The sequence below is a fragment of the Rhizobium sp. BK176 genome (assembly GCF_024808055.1).
In genome coordinates, this window is record NZ_JANUBV010000002.1 from 318,835 (window position 1) to 335,730 (window position 16,896).

Below are 16,896 nucleotides of genomic sequence, written 5' to 3' on the forward strand. Positions count from 1 at the left end.
ACACCAAATGCGGCTCAGGGCGAGCCGATGTCGGTCGGCTCGCCCTGAGATCAAAAGCGGCATTGAACGCGCCTATCGGGCGGGCGCAACGAGGCAGAAGAATGCGCCCTGCGGATCAATCGCCTGGATGATCCAGCTGTCGCCGGGTACTTCCATCGGGCCGTTCACCACCGTTCCCCCACCTGCCTTGACGCGCTCTATGGCCGCATCGATGGCCGGCACGTTAAAGTAATACGCCCATGCCGGCATGGGGACATTCGGCGGCTTGGTCATCATTCCGCCGATCGGCGTGCCGCGTTCAGCGAAGATGGTGTAGGCGCCCATTTCGCCCATATCCATGTCGTGGTCTTTCGTCCAGCCGAACAGCTTCGAATAGAAGGCGAAGGCTTCCGCACCGTTGCCGGCATAGAGTTCGTGCCAGCCGATATGGCCGGGTGTGCCCATCGGTGCCGGTGGAGGCTGATTGTCCATCGGCAGCGGCGTCATGATGCAGATCACCGCGCCATGCGGATCGGCGACGACCGCAAACCGTCCGACCGTCGGAATATCCTCCGGTTCACGACGGATCGAGCCACCATTGGCGGCAAAGTCCTTGGCGGACTTGTCGACGTCGTCGACCGCGACATAGCCTGTCCAATTCGGCGGAATACCCTTGCCTTCCAACTCTGCCGGAAAATCCATGAGGCCGGCAACGCCAGCGCCGTTGGCTTCGAAGACTGTATAAGGCGGCAGGTTCTCGATCTTCATGTCGTTTGTCGTCCAGCCGACGACCTTGCCGTAGAAGTCGGCGGCCGCCTTGGGATCCGGCGTCATCAATTCGCACCAGATGAATTTTCCATGGGTGTCGGACATCGGGTTCTCCATTTGCGATGCTTCCGTTCGGTTGCGAACGGCCTCGTATCAAACCATGCCGTTCGATCCACCCGCAACTAAGGCTTGCGGGTATAGTGCGCTTCCATGAATTGCTTCCAGGAGCCGTCTGGCTGCCTAGCGGCGGAGTTGAACGTGCGGTGGTCGCGATCATGGAAGATGATCTGCTCGCGGTAATCGGCGAGCTTGTTTGCGTCCGTGAAATCGGGACCCGTCGTGTAGAGGTTCAGGATCTTGCCGTCGTCGGAGACCTCACCCTCGTAAACCCACATGTGGTCCATCATAGTGCCGATCCAGGTGCCAACGTATTTTCCCTTCTCGGCGCTATAGCCCAGGGTGAGCACCGTCGTTGCCGCGCCACCGCCGGGCATCTGGCCGGCGCCCTCGGCGACGAACCAAATGCCGTGAAGCGAGCGCACGATCTCGGTCCACGGCTCCTGCCCCGTCATCTCGGGCGCCGTCACCTCCCAGACACCGACGAGGTCTTCCAGGAGCTCGTGCTCCTTCAGAACTTTCGCTTGCTGCATCGTCCTTCTCCCTTGGAGGATGGTTGCAGATCTCAGTGACAGCTGGATGGCGCGGTCTTCGCCGGTTCGTATTCGTCGTGACGCTTGACGAAATCCATCGTGCTGTCTTCGTTGCGGCCTTTCGGCGCGCGATCGAGGATCATCAAGGTGCCGACTGCTTCTTCGAGACCACGGGCATAGGTGGAATACGTATGGAAGATCTCACCGCTTTCGCTTTTGTAGAACGCGCTGAGACCGGGCAGCTCGTCATGGGCGTTGGCCGGATCGATTGCCTCGAAATTGTAGAAAACCTTGTCCTTCGCCAGATCTTCCGGGCTGAAGGAGACGTGGTAGTCAAAGTTGAAGCTGTTTTCGAAAGATGAAACCCAGGGGAATTTCCACCCCATGCGCTTCTTGTAAGCCTCTATCTTGGCAAGCGGCGCCCGCGAAACCGCGACCCAAGTGACATCGTGGTTGTTCAGATGCGGCAGTGTTCCATCGACATGATCGGATAGGAACGAGCATCCAGGGCAGCCGGCCTGCCAATCCGGGCCAAGCATGAAATGATAGATTAAAAGCTGGCTGCGGCCATCGAAGAGTTCGGCAAGGCTTTTCTTACCCTGCAGCGTATCGAAGACGTAATTTTTATCAACCTTGACCCAGGGCAAGGCCATGCGTTCGGCATTGACCTTATCCCTCAGATGCGTCGCTTCCTTCTCCTTGAGAAGCAGCGAGCGGCGGGCTTCCAGCCATTCTTCACGGGAAACGACTTGGTTCTGCATCACGTGCGCCCTCCTCCGGCGCGATCGGAAGTTGCGTTCTATGCTCCTTTTCCTTGACTAAATACATTGATATCAATAGACATTAGGCATGTCAAACGCGGTAGAGATTCCTTTTTCAACGACGCTTCTGGTGCGCGACACGTGCCTCTGCCTGCATGTGCAACGGGCAGCGCGCGCACTGGCGCGGCTATTCGACGATGCCCTTCGCCCTGTCGGGCTCACCAACGGCCAGTTCTCGCTGATGATGTCGCTGAACCGCCCGGAGCCACCGCCGATGGGAGCGGTCGCGACCCTGCTCGCAATGGATCAGACGACATTGACGGCGGCACTCAAGCCATTGCAGCGCCGTGGTTGGGTAAATGTAACCCAGAATGCGAAAGACAAGCGCCGACGCCTGTTAAGCCTGACGCCGGAGGGAAAGGCGGTGCTTGCGGCCGCAGTGCCGATCTGGGAAAGCACTCATGCGAGCCTTGAAGATGCGCTCCCGGATGGCGACATGGGGCGGCTGCGACGCGACTTGCAGGCGCTGGCTTGAAGAAATAGTTGGCGTCAGTCGCGCGCCATTCGCGGATCGCCGGCGAAATCCTCCACCGAGAATCCAACTCTGACTTTCGGGAAATCACAAAGCGCCTGGACGCCAATACCCGAAAGCCGGATCCTCCATGTCTGGCGCTCGACCGGCTCGCGAGCGACAAATGCCGCTGCCGTCAGAAGCGCGATGTTGCGGCCGCGCTGCGGGTCGCGCACGGATTCATAGAGAATTGCCTGGCAACCGGCCTCGCGCGCAGCGTCGGCGAGAGCCTGGCACGGGCCATAATTATGAGGATCCGTCCATATCGAACGATCGGCGTCGAGCGGCGGCCGCATGAGGTCGATGGCGGATGGCGTGGCTATCGCGGCGGCAAAGGCAGTGTATTCGGCGGCATTGGCGGGAAACTGCGTCGCCGGCGATTCAGAATAGAACAGCAGCCGATAGAAGGCCATTTCCGCAAGCGCGGTTTCCACCCGCTCGGACGCATAGAAGACACCAGCCGTGCGCCCTGCCCGGCGGAAACGCGATCCATGCGGGTAGACGGCACCATAACGGAAGGGCGTTGCAAGTAGGTAGTCGAGGCCGATGCATTCCGGCGGCAGCGCCGGTTTGCTTTCCTCGAGCAAGGTTTCGAGCAACGCCTGCTCGTCGAGCGTGTCGACGAGCTTCAGCGTCGAAATCTGGTGCTGCGCCTCGACCAGGCGCCAGAACCTGCCCGAGATCGGCTGCGCCTCAGACGAGAGCGCGGCGGGCGTCCAGGTAAGCAATGACATCGGTCAATCCGGAAATGCTGACGATCTTTTCGAGTGGCGTCGCGCCGAGCGCCGCGTTGGCGTTGCGCAGCCATTGCCGGGCAACGACTTCATCGCCGCCAACAATCGCGTCGAGCGAGCGAAACAAACGAACGAGCAGGATAGCGAGTTCAAAAGACTTTGAGCCGCGCTCGAGCAGATAGTCCTGCCGTTTCATGCGCGAGATGGTCGCCTCGGACACACCAAGCACCGCCGAAAGGGTTCGGGCGTTGAGGCCGAGATGGTTGGCTGCGTTGACGGCCGCTTTGGTGATGACGGCAGCCTCCGGAGACCTAATACCGGGGATGGTCTGTGCTATAGCCATGCCATATTCCTTTCACTGGAAAGAATATAGCATTTTATTTTCACATGAAAAGAGCGCCGCAAGGCACGGCGCTCTTTTTCGTCCTTGATCAGGCAACGGTAACCGGAACTTCGGTCGACGTGCGCATCGCGTGGCTATAGGGGCACACGATATGGGCCGCAGCAGCCAGCTTCTCAGCGGTCGGCTTGTCGAGGCCAGGTATGCTGACCGTCAGGGCGACTTCGATGCCGAAGCCGGTGCCATCCTCGCGCGGGCCGATGCCGACCTTGGCGCTGACCGTGGTGTCTTCCGGAATCTTGACGTTTTCCTTGCCGGCGACAAATTTCAAAGCGCCGAGGAAGCAGGCCGAATAGCCCGCAGCAAACAGCTGCTCAGGGTTGGTGCCGGTCGCGCCGTCGCCGCCGAGTTCCTTCGGAACGGTCAGCGTCACATCGAGGACGCCGTTGTCGGAAACGGCGCGGCCTGCGCGGCCACCGGTGGCGGAAGCCTTGGTCGTGTAGAGGATGGGCATGTCAGTCTCCTTTGCGTTGGGGTTGGATTTTGTATATCGCGCAATTAAATTGTACGCAAGTGAATTTTGCAAATTGCATTTAGAATTCGAAAAGAGGAGAATTGCCCCTTGGAAAGGAAGACGATGAAAGCGCATCTGGCAAAGACGATGGAAATTCCGGAAGAGGAAAAGCGGCTGGAGAACCAGCTTTGTTTTGCGGTGTACTCGACAGCCCACGCCTTCACCCGCGCCTACAAGCCGATTCTCGACAAGGTCGGCCTCACCTACCCGCAATATCTCGTCATGCTGGCGCTGTGGGAAAAATCCGAGCAGGCGGTCAAGGCGATCGGCGAACAGCTCGATCTCGATTCGGGCACATTGTCGCCGTTGCTCAAACGGCTCGAACAAAATGGCCTGATCAAACGCACCCGAGATTCCCGCGACGAACGCCAGGTCATCGTTTCACTGACCGACAAAGGTCTGGCGATGCGGAGCGAGATCGACACGATCATGACCGCGATCGGCCAGGCGGCGGGCTGCACACTCGAAGAAATGAAGACGATCCGGGGCCTGTTGCGAGGCCTGCGCTCAAACCTTACGGCCGCGGTATAGCGGTTGCGGCCCGGCAATGGGATCGCCAGCACCTTACCGATCCCATAGCGCAGCTTGGTCGGCGTGGTTGCGCGGCAGGTCGAATTCTCTTTGGTTTTCGATGACGGCAGCGGCGCGGTTTTGCGGCAGAAGCTCGCTCTTCAGCCGCTCGACAACCGCCGCTGTTATTTCGTCCTGAACCGCGAAGATCTGCCCGAAATGACGATCGAAGCGGTCCGCCCAGACAATCCCACCGGTTTGCGCATCGACAAGCTCGGTCGTCAGACGCAATTCATGGCCGCTCACGCGAACACTTCCGCTGAGGACGTAGTGCACACCCAGCGCCCTGACCACATCCGGCAGGCGGCCGGCCTTGTCGCGATAGGCGAAGCTCAAACTCTTCGACGTGACAAAGAGAGCGGGAATCTTCGCCAAGGCAGTGATGATGTCTTCGACAATGCCGTCGGCGATCCATGTGTGCCGCCCCCCAGGCACCGCGACGGTGAACGGAAGCACCGCGATCGAGAGCCGCCCCGACGGACCAAACGCTGCTGGCGCCAGCAGAGCCTCGCTGCGCCGCACCAGCTTCTCGTCCAACGCATAGCCGCGGCATGGAACAGTGCGGATGAGCTTTGCTGCGCCCTCACCCAAGGTCCGGCGGATGTCCGTCACGCACTGGCTGAGCGAGCCGTCCGTGACGGCCACATTGGGCCAGACGGCTGAAACCAATTCATCCTTAGTGACGACGCGTCCCGAATTTTCAAGCAGATAAGTCAGCAACGCCAATGATTTGGGGCGCAAACGGACATCCTGCCCGCCCTTGCGCAGCCGGCCCTGTTGCATATCGAGTTGGTGTCCCGCGAATTCGAACATCGACATTGGATGCTCCGAATGTTGGCGCGCAATCTAGCAAACGCTTCCCACCACGACAACGAACCGTATCCAAACGCGACATCGAAACGAAAGAATTTCAGAGAAATTTCAAAAGCGCTTCAGCGGGACTTCACGACAACCACACGGGTAAATGGGAGGCTTTGCCGGTGCAACTGCAACTTGGGGGGCCACCATGACGTTCCTGCACCTACATGGCGTGCGCAGTTTTTCGCCGACAGCCGCGTTTTCGGGAACATGGCACGCGCTCGCGCATCTGATCCCGCATGGGGAACACCATTCGCCAACAGATCACGCTGCGTGCCGGGCGCTGGATCAGCTTGACGACGAGCAGTTGGCCGATATCGGCATCGTCAGACACGACGAGTTTGCCGGTTGGCATGAGTCCGCGAGAGGCTCCGATCCTGACCCGATCGTGTCCCACAGCTATTCATGGCGTTAAATTTCGGCCGGCCAAATATGGGGCGGAGAGACAGCGCTGTCTCCCCCGGGGCGACGCTATTCCCGTGGAAAGATGCTGTCTCCCAGTGAAGGGAGACAGCGAAACGCAAATCGATCACTGCAGAACGACGACCGGCGCCTTGTTCGGCACACGGTCATAGAGGTCGATGATGTCCTGGTTCAGCAGGCGCACGCAGCCTGACGACACTGCCTTGCCGATCGAACGCCAATCCGGATTGCCGTGCAGCCGGTAGAGCGTATCTTCGCCATTCGAGAAAATGTAGAGCGCACGTGCGCCGAGTGGGTTCTTCAGACCCGGCTCCATGCCGCCGTTTTCGATCGAATACTTGGCGAGTTCGGGCTGGCGCGCGACCATCTCGTTCGGCGGCTTCCAGCGCGGCCACCTTTGACGCCATTGGATAACGCCGGAGCCCTGCCAAGCGAAGCCTTCGCGGCCGATACCAACGCCGTAGCGCATCGCCGTGCCGCCGGGCTGGACGAGATAGAGGAAACGCGAGGGCGTATCGACGACGATCGTGCCGGGCGCCTGGCCGGTCGGATCGACGACCTGCTGACGATAGAAGCGCGGATCGATCTGCTGATACGGCACTGCGGGAATGAGGAAGCCACCATCCTCGATCGGGCCGTACATGACCGCCAATTCGGCGTCACCCGGCGTCTGCGGCGCCTGGACTGGACTGCGCATGACGACCGGCTGAGCCGTGGAATAAGGCGGCGGTCCAGCCGTGGATGCACACCCGGTCAGCGCCGAAGCTGCGGTCATTGCCGAAAAGGAAAGGAAGCTGCGGCGGGAAAGGGGTTTTTCGAAGCTCATACGCGGGTCTGGTTTCCTGTTGCGCTGGAAGGACGAACGCCCTTCGCGGAAGGTGGCTCAACGCCGGTGACAAGACAAGAAATCTATCGCCATACGTTAAATAAACCACCACCTCACGAAGTCGTGTCCGCCTACCGCGCGACGATATCACCAGTGCTGTTGCGCGACTACATCACGACGATTTCGGTCTTTGCCGGAACGCGGTCATAAAGGTCGACCACATCCTGATTCAGCATGCGGACGCAGCCCGACGATGTGGACTTTCCGACCGACTGCCAGTCCGGCGTTCCGTGGATGCGGTAGAGCGTATCCTGCCCGTCCTTGAAGATATAAAGCGCACGCGCGCCGAGCGGGTTTCCGAGGCCGGGATTCATGCCGCCGTTTTCCGCGGAGAAGGCCCGAACATCCGGCTGGCGCGCGACCATTTCGTCGGGCGGCGTCCAGCGCGGCCACTTCTGCTTCCACTGAATGACGCCGCGGCCAGACCATGCATAGCCTTCACGGCCGATGCCGACACCGTAGCGCATTGCCTTGCCGCCCGGTTCAATGAAGTAGAGGTGCTTGGTCTTCGTATCGACGACGATCGTACCGGGCTTTTCGTTGCTCGGATAATCGACCTCCTGCCGCAGATATTGCGGGTCGATGCGGCTGACCGGTATGGCCGGCAAAGTGAAATCCGTGTCGCGGACCTGGCCGTACATGGCGCTGTTCACCGGATTGGTGACCGGCAGGCCGTAGGTCCGGCTAAAGTTCGCGCCCGGAATACCATAGGTCTGGTTATAGATCGTCGGCGGCACACCCGGCCGCTGCGGGACCGGCGTATCGATCGGCTTGACCCGCATGGGATCGACACCGGGCGGGTTATAGAAGACGGGCGATGTTTCCTGCACGAAGCGGGCGGGATCGGTGGCACCGGTATCCGGGATGAGGATATTGCAGCCGCTCAGGCAAAGAGCAGCGGCCGCAAGCCCGGCAAATGGCGACACCCGGCTGAGAACAGTCATAAAACACCCTCATCGACAACAGCGAGACGTATAGCTGCGGCAAGGATGGCACTTGCGGCTGGCGCGAGGCTGGTCACCGAGCCAGCCTAATATTTACCGGACGCCGGACCGCGATCAGGCCGCGACGCCGTGGAAGAACTTTATGCTCTGCTCGATCTCCGCCGGCAGCGCCGAGGTGTGGTTGCCGGTCACCGTATCCGTTTCGATGCGGACTCCGCCTGAGCGTGCGCGGCTTGCAAGCAGCCCGGCGCGGTCGTTGAAATGCGCCTCTTCGGTGCCGTGGACGACGCGGACGGGGCATTTGAAGCTCTTGGCATAGCAGAGCGCGCTACGGACCTCGAATTCGTGGGCATTGCTGTCGTCGAAACGAATGTCCTGCGGGTAGCGATTGAAGAAACGGAATGCGTCCGGATTGCCTGATATCGGCGCTGCAGCGCGGAACTTGTGGGTGCTCATTGCCGCCAGCATCGTCAGCGTACCACCGATGCTGTGGCCGGCGACGAACAGGCGGTCGCCATCGACGCCCGGAAGATGCTGCAGCCGGTCGGCGGCCGAAAGTACATCGTCGACCTCGTCGTAAAAGCCCGAGAAGTTGCCCATCTGGCCGTTCTCGCCGCGCAAAGACGGCATCATGACCACGAAGCCAGCGTCGACATAGGCCTTGAGCAGAACCCAGTGGCCAAGCCCCATGGCGTTTCCGCCGTGCAAAAACAGAACGCCCGGCTTCGGCTTGCTGCCACGCTTGTACTTGGAAACCCAGGCGACCAGCTCCAATTCGCCGCCGTAACCCGAGCGATAAAAAATCTTGTCCCCTTCCGGCGGAGCGTCGAGCGGTTCATACTTGTCGGGAGCCGGTCCCTTCTGCAGGAGCCTGGTATGGAAGCGCTTGCGGGCCTTGGCATAATCGTGATCGATCAGCCGCGGCACCTCCGGAACCTCGAATGCGCTTGCCATGCGCGGGAGCAGGAGGGCCCCGGCCAGGCCTGCAAGAACCGTGCGGCGCTGGCGGAGAAAAGAATTACCTTCGTCTGACGTCATTTCACACTTCCATGGTACCCGGCGATTCGAGAATTGCACCGGAAGCGTGCGGCCGCCAACACACGTTGTGTTGAAAACGGTGGCCCTGCGGCGTTTTGCGCCAGAAAAACCTACCGTTCTCCCTTCGCATCGATCATGGCGACCAGCGTCTGGAGGCGATCCGCCTCATAGGACGGTTTGTCGGGGCGCAGCCGGGAAATCCGCGGAAAGCGCATCGCCACCCCCGACTTGTGGCGGGTGGAGCGATTGATGCCTTCGAAGGCGACTTCCACGACGAAGCCGAAATCCCTGTCCGCCCTGACGGCGCGCACCGGACCGAAGCGCTCGGTCGTGTTGTTGCGCACGAACTTGTCCAGCAGTTCCAGCTCGGCATCGGTGAAGCCGAAATAGGCCTTGCCGACTGGCACCAGCTGTTCTCCCTCCGGCGTCTCGGTCCAGACGCCGAAGGTGAAATCCGAATAATAGCTCGAGCGCTTGCCGTGGCCGCGCTGCGCATACATCAGCACGGCATCGACATTGTAGGGATTGCGCTTCCATTTGAACCACGGTCCCTTCAACCGCCCGGCCTGATAGACGCTGTCGCGCCGCTTGATCATCACCCCTTCGATGACAGGATCCGGCGGTGACGACCGCAAGCCATCCAATTCGTCCCACGAAGAGAACTCGACCAGCGGGGAGAGATCGAAGCGGTCGTGTGGGGCTCGGTCGATGACCTCCGCAAGACGCGCACGGCGATCGACATAGGATTGGCCGCGCACGTCCTCCTCCCGATCGAACAAGAGATCGTAGGCACGGATGAAGGCCGGATATTCGTCGAGCATCTTCGTCGTCACCGTCTTGCGGTTTAGCCGCTGCTGCAGATCGGAGAAGGTGCGCGTCGGACTGTTCGAACGGGTGGTCCCACCAACTAGCAGCTCGCCGTCCATCACACCGTCAAAGCTGATCGATTCGACGATATCCGGGAACGCGCCCGATATATCGTCGCCGGAACGCGAATAGATCTTGCGCGTATCCCCGGAGCGCGACAGCTGCACGCGAATGCCGTCCCACTTCCACTCGGCGGCATAGTCGGCGGGATCGAGCTGATCGAGATCCCCCTCCTCGACCGGATTGGCGAGCATCACGGAATGGAAGATTGCCGGCGTTGCCAGCACCGGCTTGTCGCCATGCCCTTCCAGCCAGCGAAACAACGGCTCGTAGGGCGGCTGCAGGCCATGCCACAGCGTCTCGATTTCGGTCACGTCTTGGCCGCCCATGTCGGCAAGCGCCTGTTTCGCCAATCGCGAGGACACACCGATGCGAAGCGCCCCGGTCGCGAGCTTGATGAAGGCGAAGCGCCCTGACGTGTCCAGCTGATCGAGCAGGTCGCGCACGAAACTGCGGACTTCGGTGCGCCCGAGCGCGTTCATTTGCCTGACGACATCTCCAAGTCGCGGCTGGGCAAGTGCCGACCGCTCGATGTCCTTCTCGGCGTCCCAGACGAGCGAGATCGTTTCCGCGAGGTCGCCGACATAATCGTAGGAATAGCGGAAGAGCACCTCGTCCATCCGCTCCAGCACCAGCTCGCGCAGCATGGCCGGCTTCACGTTGCGCACTTCAAGGGTGCCGGCGATGGCGGCAAGGCCGTAGCCGCGATCCGGATCCGGGGTGTTTCGGAAGTAGTCGGAGAGCAGTTTCAGCTTGCCGTTACGGCTGGGGGTGAGCACGAGGCGGTCAAGCAGATCGGCGAACGCTTTCATCAATCAGCCTCGTCTTCGTAGCCGACGAGGTGGAGCGGTCGGGCCTTGATGCCCTGCAACTGGCACCAGCGAACCAGCGCCTCTTCGCGGCCATGCGTCACCCACACTTCCTCGGGCCGCAGGTCGCTGATCGTCTCGGTCAGCTCCGGCCAGTCGCAATGATCGGAGATGACCAGTGGCAGTTCGACGCCCTGCTGCTTGGCGCGCTGCCGCACCATCATCCAGCCCGACGCAAATGCCGGCAAAGGCTCATTGAAGCGTCGCGCCCAACGGTCGGCAAAGGCGGAGGACGGGCCGACGACAATGGCTCCCTTGAAGGCAGACTTGTCGCGGCTCTCAATGGTCGCCGGGCGCAGCTCACCAAGCTCGATGCCCTGCTCCATGTAGTAGTCGCAGAGCCTTTCCATCGCGCCGTGGATATAGATCGGCTGGTCGTAGCCGGTATCGCGCAGCAGGCGGATGACGCGCTGCGCCTTGCCGAGTGCATAGGCGCCGATCAGATGCGTCCGCTCCGGAAATTGCCGCAGCGAGGCGTACAGTTTGCCCATTTCATCGACGGGATCGGGATGATGGAAAACCGGCAGTCCGAAGGTCGCCTCGGTGATGAAGACATCGCAGGGGACCGGCACGTAGGCAGCGCAGGTGGGGTCCGCCCGCCGCTTGTAGTCGCCCGAGACGACAATGCGGGTGCCGTTCTTCTCGATGGCGATCTGGGCCGAGCCGAGCACATGCCCGGCCGGATGAAAGCTGACCTTCACGCCGTTGATCAGGATCTCCTCGCCGAAGGCCGCAGCCTGCTCGCTTGCGCAAAAGCCGTCGCCATAGCGGATCTGCATGATGTCGAGCGTCTGGCGTGTCGCCAGTACGTTTACGTGGCCGGGCCGCGCGTGATCGGAATGGCCGTGGGTGATCAGGGCTCGCTCGACCGGCCGCACGGGATCCACATAGAATCCTCCCTCGGGACAATAGAGCCCTTCGGGGGCGGGATAGAGCAAGGCATCAGATCTCATGCCTGCAAAGATAGCGGGAAAGAACGGAAGGGCCAGTGGGCGACAGGAAGATGCGGATCCGTACCAAAATGAAACAGGCGCGCTGGCACGTTTCCTGCAGCACGGCGGAAATGAAGCAAAGTCCGTTAACCTCCCGTCGTGACCTGTTCCGCCTTGCCGGAGCATCCGCCTTTGCGCTGGTGGCATCGCGCAGCTTCGCGACGACGCGCGACGGCGACCTGCGCGGCGCGATCGACGCAGTCCGTTACAAGACGATACCTGATGCCGCTGACCGCAAGAGCGCCAGCCTGCAGAAGATGATCGATCAGGCCGCGGCGGAGAATGTGCCGGTTTTCCTGCCACCCGGCACCTACGCAGCTTCGAATCTGGTGCTGCGCGACAATACGCGCATCACCGGTGTTCCCGGCGCATCGCGCATCGTCTACACCGGCGGTGGCAAGCTCTTCAGCGCCGACAACGTCAAGCACGTCGAACTCTCGAACATCATTTTCGACGGGCAGAATCGCTCGCTCGGCGACGATGCCGGAGGGCTGCTGCAATTCACCGGCGTCGCCGAGGTAGCGATCGACAATTGCGAGATCACCGGCAGCCGCAAACATGCCGTTCGGCTGGAGCGATGTGGCGGCCGGATCGAGCGCAGCCGCGTACAGGGCGCCGGTCAATCCGGCATCTACGCCGTCGAATCCGACGGGCTTTCGATCACCGGGAACGAGGTTTTCGACTGCGGCAATGGCGGCATTCTGGTGCATCGCTGGACGAAGGCGGCTGACAACAGCGTCGTCAACGGCAACCGCATCTACCGGATCAGGGCCAATGACGGCGGCACCGGCCAGAACGGCAACGGCATCAGTATCTTCCGCGCCGACAACGTGATGGTTGCAAACAACCACGTGTCCGACTGCGCCTTTACAGCCATCCGCGCCAACTCGGCCTCCGACATCCAGATCACCGGCAACCAGTGCCAGCGTTCCGGTGAGACGGCGATCTATGTCGAATTCGAGTTTGTCGGCGCTGTGGTGTCCAACAACATGGTGGACGGCGCGGCAAACGGCATCTCGATTGCCAATTTCGACCATGGCGGCAGGCTGGCGAGCGTGACCGGCAACGTCGTGCGCAACCTGACGCTCAAAGGCCCCTATCAGCACGAGGTCGGGTTCGGCATCGGCATTGCGGCCGAGGCAGACACACTGGTCTCCGGTAACATCATAGAAGGTGCTCCACGCTGGGGGATGCAGCTCGGCTGGGGACCGTATCTTCGCAACCTCGTCGTGACCGGAAACATTACCCGCAATGCGCCGGTCGGTTGTGCTGTCTCGGTAGCGGAGGGCGCCGGAACCGCCGTTATCACCGACAACGTGTTTCAGCAAACACCCGGCGGCGCCGTCCTCGGTTTCGAATGGGACAGGAAGGTGTCGGGAGAACTGGCGACCACCGGGTCCTCGCGCTTTGCGCAACTGACCGTCGAGCGCAACCGCATCTCCTGAGAAGCATCAAAAGCTTTCATCGATTCATAAGGCTTGGCCGCTTCCGCTGGGACGCTTCGGCTCCTACCCTGCAGCAACAGAACATGGGGAACATCGACATGCTGACGATCTATGGGGTTTATCGCTCGCGCGCCTCGCGCGTTTACTGGATGGCCGGGGAGCTAGGGCTGGAATTCGAGTCCGTGCGTGTCATTCAGGCGCGGCGCCTTGCCAACCCGCTTGCCGCCGATGCACCTATCAATACGCTGTCGCCGGATTTCCTGGCGGTCAATCCAATGGCGCTGATCCCGAGCATCAGGGATGGCGACCTTGTGATGCATGAGTCGCTTGCCATTACCCTTTACCTTGCGCGCAAGCACGGCGGACCACTGGCCGCTCAAACCGTCGCGGAAGACGGTTTGATGACGATGTGGACCATCTGGGCGGCAACCGAGGTTGAGCCGCATACGGTGAAGATCGTCTATGTCTACGACGACGAGAAGCAGAACAGCGACGAGGGCAAGGCGACGATCAGTGTTGCTGTGCGTTCGCTGAAGAAGGCGTTCGCGACGCTGGAGAAGCATCTGGCAACCAACGAATACGTCGTCGGCAACCGCTTCACGGCAGCAGATCTCAATATTGCGGAAGTGCTTCGCTACGCCCAGACGGAACAGGCGCTGTTCGAGGCCCATCCCCATATCAGCGCCTGGATCAAGCGCTGCCAGTCGCGGCCGGCCTATATCGCGATGCAGGCGACGCGATCGCAGGAACCTATCTGATCAGGGAAAGAGCTTGAGGGTCTCGGCCATTTCCTCACGGATCCAGGCCTTGAAATCCTTCACCTTCTTGGGTTCTCGCGAGCCTGTGGCGGTTACGAAATAGTGACCGAAACCGGTTTTCGCGCGAATGCCGAAGGGCGCGACCAACTGCCCCTGCTGCAGGGCAAAGCCCGCAAGCGTCTGCCAGGCGAGCATGACGCCCTGCCCTGCGATAGCCGCATCGAGGCAGAGCGACGCGTCGTTGAAGACGTGCCGCGTCTCAAGCGTTGCGCCCGACAACCCGGCCTCATGCATCCATACTTTCCAGCTGAACATGGCGCGGCCATCGATCACCGCCGGCACCGACAGGATGTCGGCGAGCTCGTGCAGACGCGCCGCCATCGCAGGTGAACAGACCGGGAAGACCTCCTGCTGCAGCAGCAGTTCTGCCTTCACGTCCGGCCACTGACCGTTGCCGACCCGGATGCCGACATCGACATCGCAGAGCGCCGGATTGACGAGCCGCGTCGTCGCATCCATTCGCAGGCTGATTTCAGGGTGCCTTTCGGCAAAACGATCCAGCCGATAGACGAGCCAGCGCGCGGCGAAGACCGGCGCCACCGAGATCGTCAGTATGCTTTCGTCGCGTTGCCGTGTCGCCGCGACGGCCTGTGACAGCGCGTTGAACCCCTCGGTCAGGCCGGCCAGCAGGCGCGCGCCGGCCTCCGTCGCGACCATGCCCTTGGGCGTGCGCTCGAAGATCAGGTGATCGAGCTGCGCCTCTGCCTTGATGACCTGCTGGCTGACCGCGCCGATCGAAACGCCCAGTTCCTCTGCAGCTGCCTGCAACGAGCCAAGCCGCCCCACAGCCTCGAGCGCGCGTAATCCATTCAAGTGAACCGAGTTCAGGTTTCTCATATAGTTTTTCTATACTCAGACATTGGTAATCTCAATTGAAACCTGCCTGACCGACCGCGATAATCCCTCCGTGTTGATGAGATGCTCCGTTCAGCTCCGTACAAGGAAGCGAGGCACGCCATGCAATTCCTGAAGTTTTTCTTGAGCGTCGAAACGCTCGATCCTCCCTACAGCGCGGATACCAGACAAGATCCGTTGAACCACCCGGATCTCACGCGCATGTCGTTGAGGGCGCTCGCCGATCTGCCGCTCGGTCCGGAACCCCGTAAGCCGCAACCCCAAAGGCCGCAGCTTGCAAGGTGCGCTTAAGAATGAGAGATCTGTTAGTCTGTGGGAGCTTCAGTCCGAGCAAGCCCAATGACCGACAGTGTCGACACGATTTTTGCGCGCCTCAAGCGTCTCTCTGATGAGGCCAACCTTCCTGGCGTCGAGGAGAGCACGTCCTATGGCAACCCGGCACTGAAGGTTGGCGGCAAATCCTTTGCTGCGGTCAAGAACAACGAGACCATTGTGCTCTGCATCTCGATCGACGACAAGGAACGGCTGATCGAGATGGCGCCCGAGATCTATTATCAAACACCTCACTATATCGGCTGGCCCTATATGCCCTTGCACGCAGCCATGATCAGCGATGCCGAACTGAAGGAACGGCTGATCGGCGCATGGCGGTTCCGTGCGCCAAAGAAGCTTGCCGCGAGCTTTCAGGGCTGAGCGCACCGTCTGCTGATTGCCTCCGGCGCTGCTCCGCGATCCGGACGCCTGTTAGGCCTGCTCGCGCTCCAGTGCCCGCTGAACGGCCGGCCGCTCCATCATCTGAGCATAATGCGCCGTCGCTTTCCGGAAGCGGGCCGGATCGACGCCATCGGATCGCAGCCAGCCGGTCATGACGAAGAGGTAGGGATCCGCGACCGAGTAATATTCACCCATCACCCACGGCCCTTCCAGCATCCGCGCGTCGATGAGGTCAAAGCATTCGGTCATGGTCTGCGGGACCTTTGCCTTCATCGCCTCATGAGCAGTCGGATCATCCGCCCATCGACTACCGCGTCGGGCGTGTGCGTGGTTCACATGCACCGTCGAGCAAATGTAGTTGTTAAAGGCCTGCATGCGCGCGAACTCAAACGGATCAAGCGGCGCCAACTGGGCTGCCGGTGCGACCTGCGCGATAAATGCGAGGATTGCCGGCGTTTCGGTGAGAATGCCATGATCGGTCACAAGTGCCGGAACGCGCCCCTTCGGATTGATCTCAAGGTACTCAGGCGAGCGCTGCTCCGCTTCTGCAAAATTCAGCTTTTTCGTCTTGAACGGCAGGCCGGACTCTTCCAGCGCAATCAGGCTTGCGAGCGCGCAGGTGTGCGGGGCAAAGTACAGTGTCAGCATGATCGACTCCCTTCGATCCTGACCTTATAGCGCGGCCGCCTGCAAACGCACAGATCGAGGCCGGCAAGCCGGCCCCTTAAACCAACCCGCCTTAAGCGCAACCCGGCACATCCTCGAGCCGGTACCAGACAGGAATGCCGCGTTCGCGCGCAATGCGGACATCGTTGTCGGCGCCCTTCGATTCTCCTTCGAGCCGAAGCACGCCGTCGCAAAGCTGCAGCAGACGGCCAGCGACGGGGTGAAAGATCTCTTCGTAGAGATCATCGCCGACAGCTTTGCCGCCGGCGGCGTTCCATACTGGGAGCGCCACCCATTCTCCGATCATCGGTACGTGACCGGCCTTGAACAGCCTATGCGATGGCTGCTCCAGGCGCTGCAAATTGGCGGCCATTTTCACAGGGTCGTCGCCGGTTCCGGACCTGTAGGGCCCAGCAATCAAAATCAACATGATCAAGCTCCATTTTCCTCGGCCTCATGCACGAGACGGCAGACAACTGCACGATACTTCTTGAATGTCGAATCATTTCGTGCA

21 protein-coding genes are annotated in these 16,896 nt (G+C 60.9%); 6 read left to right on the plus strand and 15 right to left on the minus strand.

Annotated features, from left to right (window positions below; all coding sequences use genetic code 11):
- Nucleotides 1-72: 72 nt before the first annotated feature.
- The 3 genes from FHT76_RS10825 to FHT76_RS10835 form a co-directional block, all read right to left on the minus strand.
- On the minus strand, nt 73-852 hold the full coding sequence (locus FHT76_RS10825; RefSeq protein ID WP_183859782.1) for a VOC family protein: 780 nt from the start codon (nt 850-852) through the stop codon (nt 73-75).
- Between the two features lie 77 nt (nt 853-929).
- Entirely contained in the window at nt 930-1,397 is a 468-nt protein-coding gene (locus FHT76_RS10830; protein ID WP_183859784.1) for a DUF1579 domain-containing protein, read from the minus strand.
- A 32-nt stretch (nt 1,398-1,429) separates the two neighbouring features.
- Nucleotides 1,430-2,158, minus strand: coding sequence for a thioredoxin family protein (locus tag FHT76_RS10835; protein WP_183753837.1), 729 nt, complete (start codon nt 2,156-2,158; stop codon nt 1,430-1,432).
- An 88-nt stretch (nt 2,159-2,246) separates the two neighbouring features.
- Here FHT76_RS10835 and FHT76_RS10840 point away from each other — a divergent pair, with 88 nt between their 5' ends.
- Entirely contained in the window at nt 2,247-2,693 is a 447-nt protein-coding gene (locus FHT76_RS10840; RefSeq protein WP_183859786.1) for a MarR family winged helix-turn-helix transcriptional regulator, read from the plus strand.
- 14 nt (nt 2,694-2,707) lie between these two features.
- On the opposite strand, the gene FHT76_RS10845 is transcribed toward FHT76_RS10840, so the two are convergent.
- From FHT76_RS10845 to FHT76_RS10855, 3 genes are all read right to left on the minus strand, one after another.
- Nucleotides 2,708-3,463 (minus strand): RES family NAD+ phosphorylase, encoded by a 756-nt coding sequence (locus FHT76_RS10845; RefSeq protein WP_183859788.1) that lies wholly within the window; start codon nt 3,461-3,463, stop codon nt 2,708-2,710.
- Nucleotides 3,423-3,806, minus strand: coding sequence for an antitoxin Xre/MbcA/ParS toxin-binding domain-containing protein (locus tag FHT76_RS10850; RefSeq protein ID WP_183859790.1), 384 nt, complete (start codon nt 3,804-3,806; stop codon nt 3,423-3,425). The genes FHT76_RS10845 and FHT76_RS10850 overlap by 41 nt, the downstream gene beginning before the upstream one ends.
- Before the next feature lie 88 nt (nt 3,807-3,894).
- A complete protein-coding gene (locus FHT76_RS10855; protein ID WP_183859792.1) occupies nt 3,895-4,317 on the minus strand; it encodes an organic hydroperoxide resistance protein in 423 nt (140 codons plus the stop codon).
- 123 nt (nt 4,318-4,440) lie between these two features.
- On the opposite strand from FHT76_RS10855, the gene FHT76_RS10860 reads away from it, so the two are divergent.
- A complete protein-coding gene (locus FHT76_RS10860) occupies nt 4,441-4,908 on the plus strand; it encodes a MarR family winged helix-turn-helix transcriptional regulator (RefSeq protein WP_183860731.1) in 468 nt (155 codons plus the stop codon).
- Between the two features lie 33 nt (nt 4,909-4,941).
- Here the strand turns inward: FHT76_RS10860 and FHT76_RS10865 are convergent, their stop codons facing one another.
- A complete protein-coding gene (locus FHT76_RS10865; RefSeq protein ID WP_183752050.1) occupies nt 4,942-5,766 on the minus strand; it encodes a winged helix-turn-helix domain-containing protein in 825 nt (274 codons plus the stop codon).
- Nucleotides 5,767-5,953: 187 nt separating this feature from the next.
- On the opposite strand from FHT76_RS10865, the gene FHT76_RS10870 reads away from it, so the two are divergent.
- Nucleotides 5,954-6,220, plus strand: coding sequence for a DUF1127 domain-containing protein (locus tag FHT76_RS10870; RefSeq protein WP_183752052.1), 267 nt, complete (start codon nt 5,954-5,956; stop codon nt 6,218-6,220).
- Between the two features lie 114 nt (nt 6,221-6,334).
- On the opposite strand, the gene FHT76_RS10875 is transcribed toward FHT76_RS10870, so the two are convergent.
- The 5 genes from FHT76_RS10875 to FHT76_RS10895 form a co-directional block, all read right to left on the minus strand.
- Nucleotides 6,335-7,054 (minus strand): L,D-transpeptidase, encoded by a 720-nt coding sequence (locus FHT76_RS10875; protein WP_114711925.1) that lies wholly within the window; start codon nt 7,052-7,054, stop codon nt 6,335-6,337.
- Between the two features lie 167 nt (nt 7,055-7,221).
- Nucleotides 7,222-8,058, minus strand: coding sequence for a L,D-transpeptidase (locus FHT76_RS10880; RefSeq protein WP_183859794.1), 837 nt, complete (start codon nt 8,056-8,058; stop codon nt 7,222-7,224).
- Nucleotides 8,059-8,172: 114 nt separating this feature from the next.
- Complete coding sequence (locus FHT76_RS10885; RefSeq protein ID WP_183859796.1) at nt 8,173-9,096, minus strand: S9 family peptidase; 924 nt, start codon at nt 9,094-9,096, stop codon at nt 8,173-8,175.
- 110 nt (nt 9,097-9,206) lie between these two features.
- A complete protein-coding gene (locus FHT76_RS10890) occupies nt 9,207-10,835 on the minus strand; it encodes a cisplatin damage response ATP-dependent DNA ligase (protein ID WP_183859798.1) in 1,629 nt (542 codons plus the stop codon).
- A complete protein-coding gene (locus FHT76_RS10895) occupies nt 10,835-11,845 on the minus strand; it encodes a ligase-associated DNA damage response exonuclease (RefSeq protein WP_183859800.1) in 1,011 nt (336 codons plus the stop codon). Before FHT76_RS10895 ends, FHT76_RS10890 begins: the two co-directional genes overlap by 1 nt.
- A gap of 110 nt (nt 11,846-11,955) precedes the next feature.
- On the opposite strand from FHT76_RS10895, the gene FHT76_RS10900 reads away from it, so the two are divergent.
- The gene (locus FHT76_RS10900) at nt 11,956-13,329 is read left to right on the plus strand and encodes a TIGR03808 family TAT-translocated repetitive protein (protein WP_259185614.1); all 1,374 of its coding nucleotides are present in this window, start codon (nt 11,956-11,958) and stop codon (nt 13,327-13,329) included.
- Between the two features lie 98 nt (nt 13,330-13,427).
- Nucleotides 13,428-14,087, plus strand: a complete 660-nt coding sequence (locus tag FHT76_RS10905) for a glutathione S-transferase family protein (protein ID WP_183752061.1) — start codon at nt 13,428-13,430, stop codon at nt 14,085-14,087.
- Here FHT76_RS10905 and FHT76_RS10910 read toward each other — a convergent pair whose 3' ends face one another.
- Nucleotides 14,088-14,984, minus strand: coding sequence for a LysR substrate-binding domain-containing protein (locus FHT76_RS10910; RefSeq protein WP_259126706.1), 897 nt, complete (start codon nt 14,982-14,984; stop codon nt 14,088-14,090). It lies immediately after the preceding gene.
- 357 nt (nt 14,985-15,341) lie between these two features.
- On the opposite strand from FHT76_RS10910, the gene FHT76_RS10915 reads away from it, so the two are divergent.
- The gene (locus FHT76_RS10915; protein WP_183859804.1) at nt 15,342-15,695 is read left to right on the plus strand and encodes an MmcQ/YjbR family DNA-binding protein; all 354 of its coding nucleotides are present in this window, start codon (nt 15,342-15,344) and stop codon (nt 15,693-15,695) included.
- Nucleotides 15,696-15,746: 51 nt separating this feature from the next.
- Here FHT76_RS10915 and FHT76_RS10920 read toward each other — a convergent pair whose 3' ends face one another.
- Nucleotides 15,747-16,364 (minus strand): glutathione S-transferase family protein, encoded by a 618-nt coding sequence (locus tag FHT76_RS10920; RefSeq protein WP_183859805.1) that lies wholly within the window; start codon nt 16,362-16,364, stop codon nt 15,747-15,749.
- A gap of 91 nt (nt 16,365-16,455) precedes the next feature.
- Entirely contained in the window at nt 16,456-16,812 is a 357-nt protein-coding gene (locus tag FHT76_RS10925) for a DUF4406 domain-containing protein (protein WP_114712486.1), read from the minus strand.
- Between the last annotated feature and the right edge of the window lie 84 nt (nt 16,813-16,896).

Bases quoted from the DNA above. Each gene is read 5' to 3' on its own strand.
- FHT76_RS10860 (WP_183860731.1), top strand. From the start codon at position 4,441: ATGAAAGCGCATCTGGCAAAGACGATGGAAATTCCGGAAGAGGAAAAG.
- FHT76_RS10885 (WP_183859796.1), bottom strand. From the start codon at position 9,096: ATGACGTCAGACGAAGGTAATTCTTTTCTCCGCCAGCGCCGCACGGTT.
- FHT76_RS10895 (WP_183859800.1), bottom strand. From the start codon at position 11,845: ATGAGATCTGATGCCTTGCTCTATCCCGCCCCCGAAGGGCTCTATTGT.
- FHT76_RS10865 (WP_183752050.1), bottom strand. From the start codon at position 5,766: ATGTCGATGTTCGAATTCGCGGGACACCAACTCGATATGCAACAGGGC.
- FHT76_RS10920 (WP_183859805.1), bottom strand. From the start codon at position 16,364: ATGCTGACACTGTACTTTGCCCCGCACACCTGCGCGCTCGCAAGCCTG.
- FHT76_RS10840 (WP_183859786.1), top strand. From the start codon at position 2,247: ATGTCAAACGCGGTAGAGATTCCTTTTTCAACGACGCTTCTGGTGCGC.
- FHT76_RS10875 (WP_114711925.1), bottom strand. From the start codon at position 7,054: ATGAGCTTCGAAAAACCCCTTTCCCGCCGCAGCTTCCTTTCCTTTTCG.
- FHT76_RS10845 (WP_183859788.1), bottom strand. From the start codon at position 3,463: ATGTCATTGCTTACCTGGACGCCCGCCGCGCTCTCGTCTGAGGCGCAG.
- FHT76_RS10925 (WP_114712486.1), bottom strand. From the start codon at position 16,812: ATGTTGATTTTGATTGCTGGGCCCTACAGGTCCGGAACCGGCGACGAC.
- FHT76_RS10880 (WP_183859794.1), bottom strand. From the start codon at position 8,058: ATGACTGTTCTCAGCCGGGTGTCGCCATTTGCCGGGCTTGCGGCCGCT.
- FHT76_RS10855 (WP_183859792.1), bottom strand. From the start codon at position 4,317: ATGCCCATCCTCTACACGACCAAGGCTTCCGCCACCGGTGGCCGCGCA.
- FHT76_RS10825 (WP_183859782.1), bottom strand. From the start codon at position 852: ATGTCCGACACCCATGGAAAATTCATCTGGTGCGAATTGATGACGCCG.
- FHT76_RS10890 (WP_183859798.1), bottom strand. From the start codon at position 10,835: ATGAAAGCGTTCGCCGATCTGCTTGACCGCCTCGTGCTCACCCCCAGC.
- FHT76_RS10900 (WP_259185614.1), top strand. From the start codon at position 11,956: ATGAAGCAAAGTCCGTTAACCTCCCGTCGTGACCTGTTCCGCCTTGCC.
- FHT76_RS10835 (WP_183753837.1), bottom strand. From the start codon at position 2,158: ATGCAGAACCAAGTCGTTTCCCGTGAAGAATGGCTGGAAGCCCGCCGC.
- FHT76_RS10850 (WP_183859790.1), bottom strand. From the start codon at position 3,806: ATGGCTATAGCACAGACCATCCCCGGTATTAGGTCTCCGGAGGCTGCC.
- FHT76_RS10905 (WP_183752061.1), top strand. From the start codon at position 13,428: ATGCTGACGATCTATGGGGTTTATCGCTCGCGCGCCTCGCGCGTTTAC.
- FHT76_RS10910 (WP_259126706.1), bottom strand. From the start codon at position 14,984: ATGAGAAACCTGAACTCGGTTCACTTGAATGGATTACGCGCGCTCGAG.
- FHT76_RS10870 (WP_183752052.1), top strand. From the start codon at position 5,954: ATGACGTTCCTGCACCTACATGGCGTGCGCAGTTTTTCGCCGACAGCC.
- FHT76_RS10830 (WP_183859784.1), bottom strand. From the start codon at position 1,397: ATGCAGCAAGCGAAAGTTCTGAAGGAGCACGAGCTCCTGGAAGACCTC.
- FHT76_RS10915 (WP_183859804.1), top strand. From the start codon at position 15,342: ATGACCGACAGTGTCGACACGATTTTTGCGCGCCTCAAGCGTCTCTCT.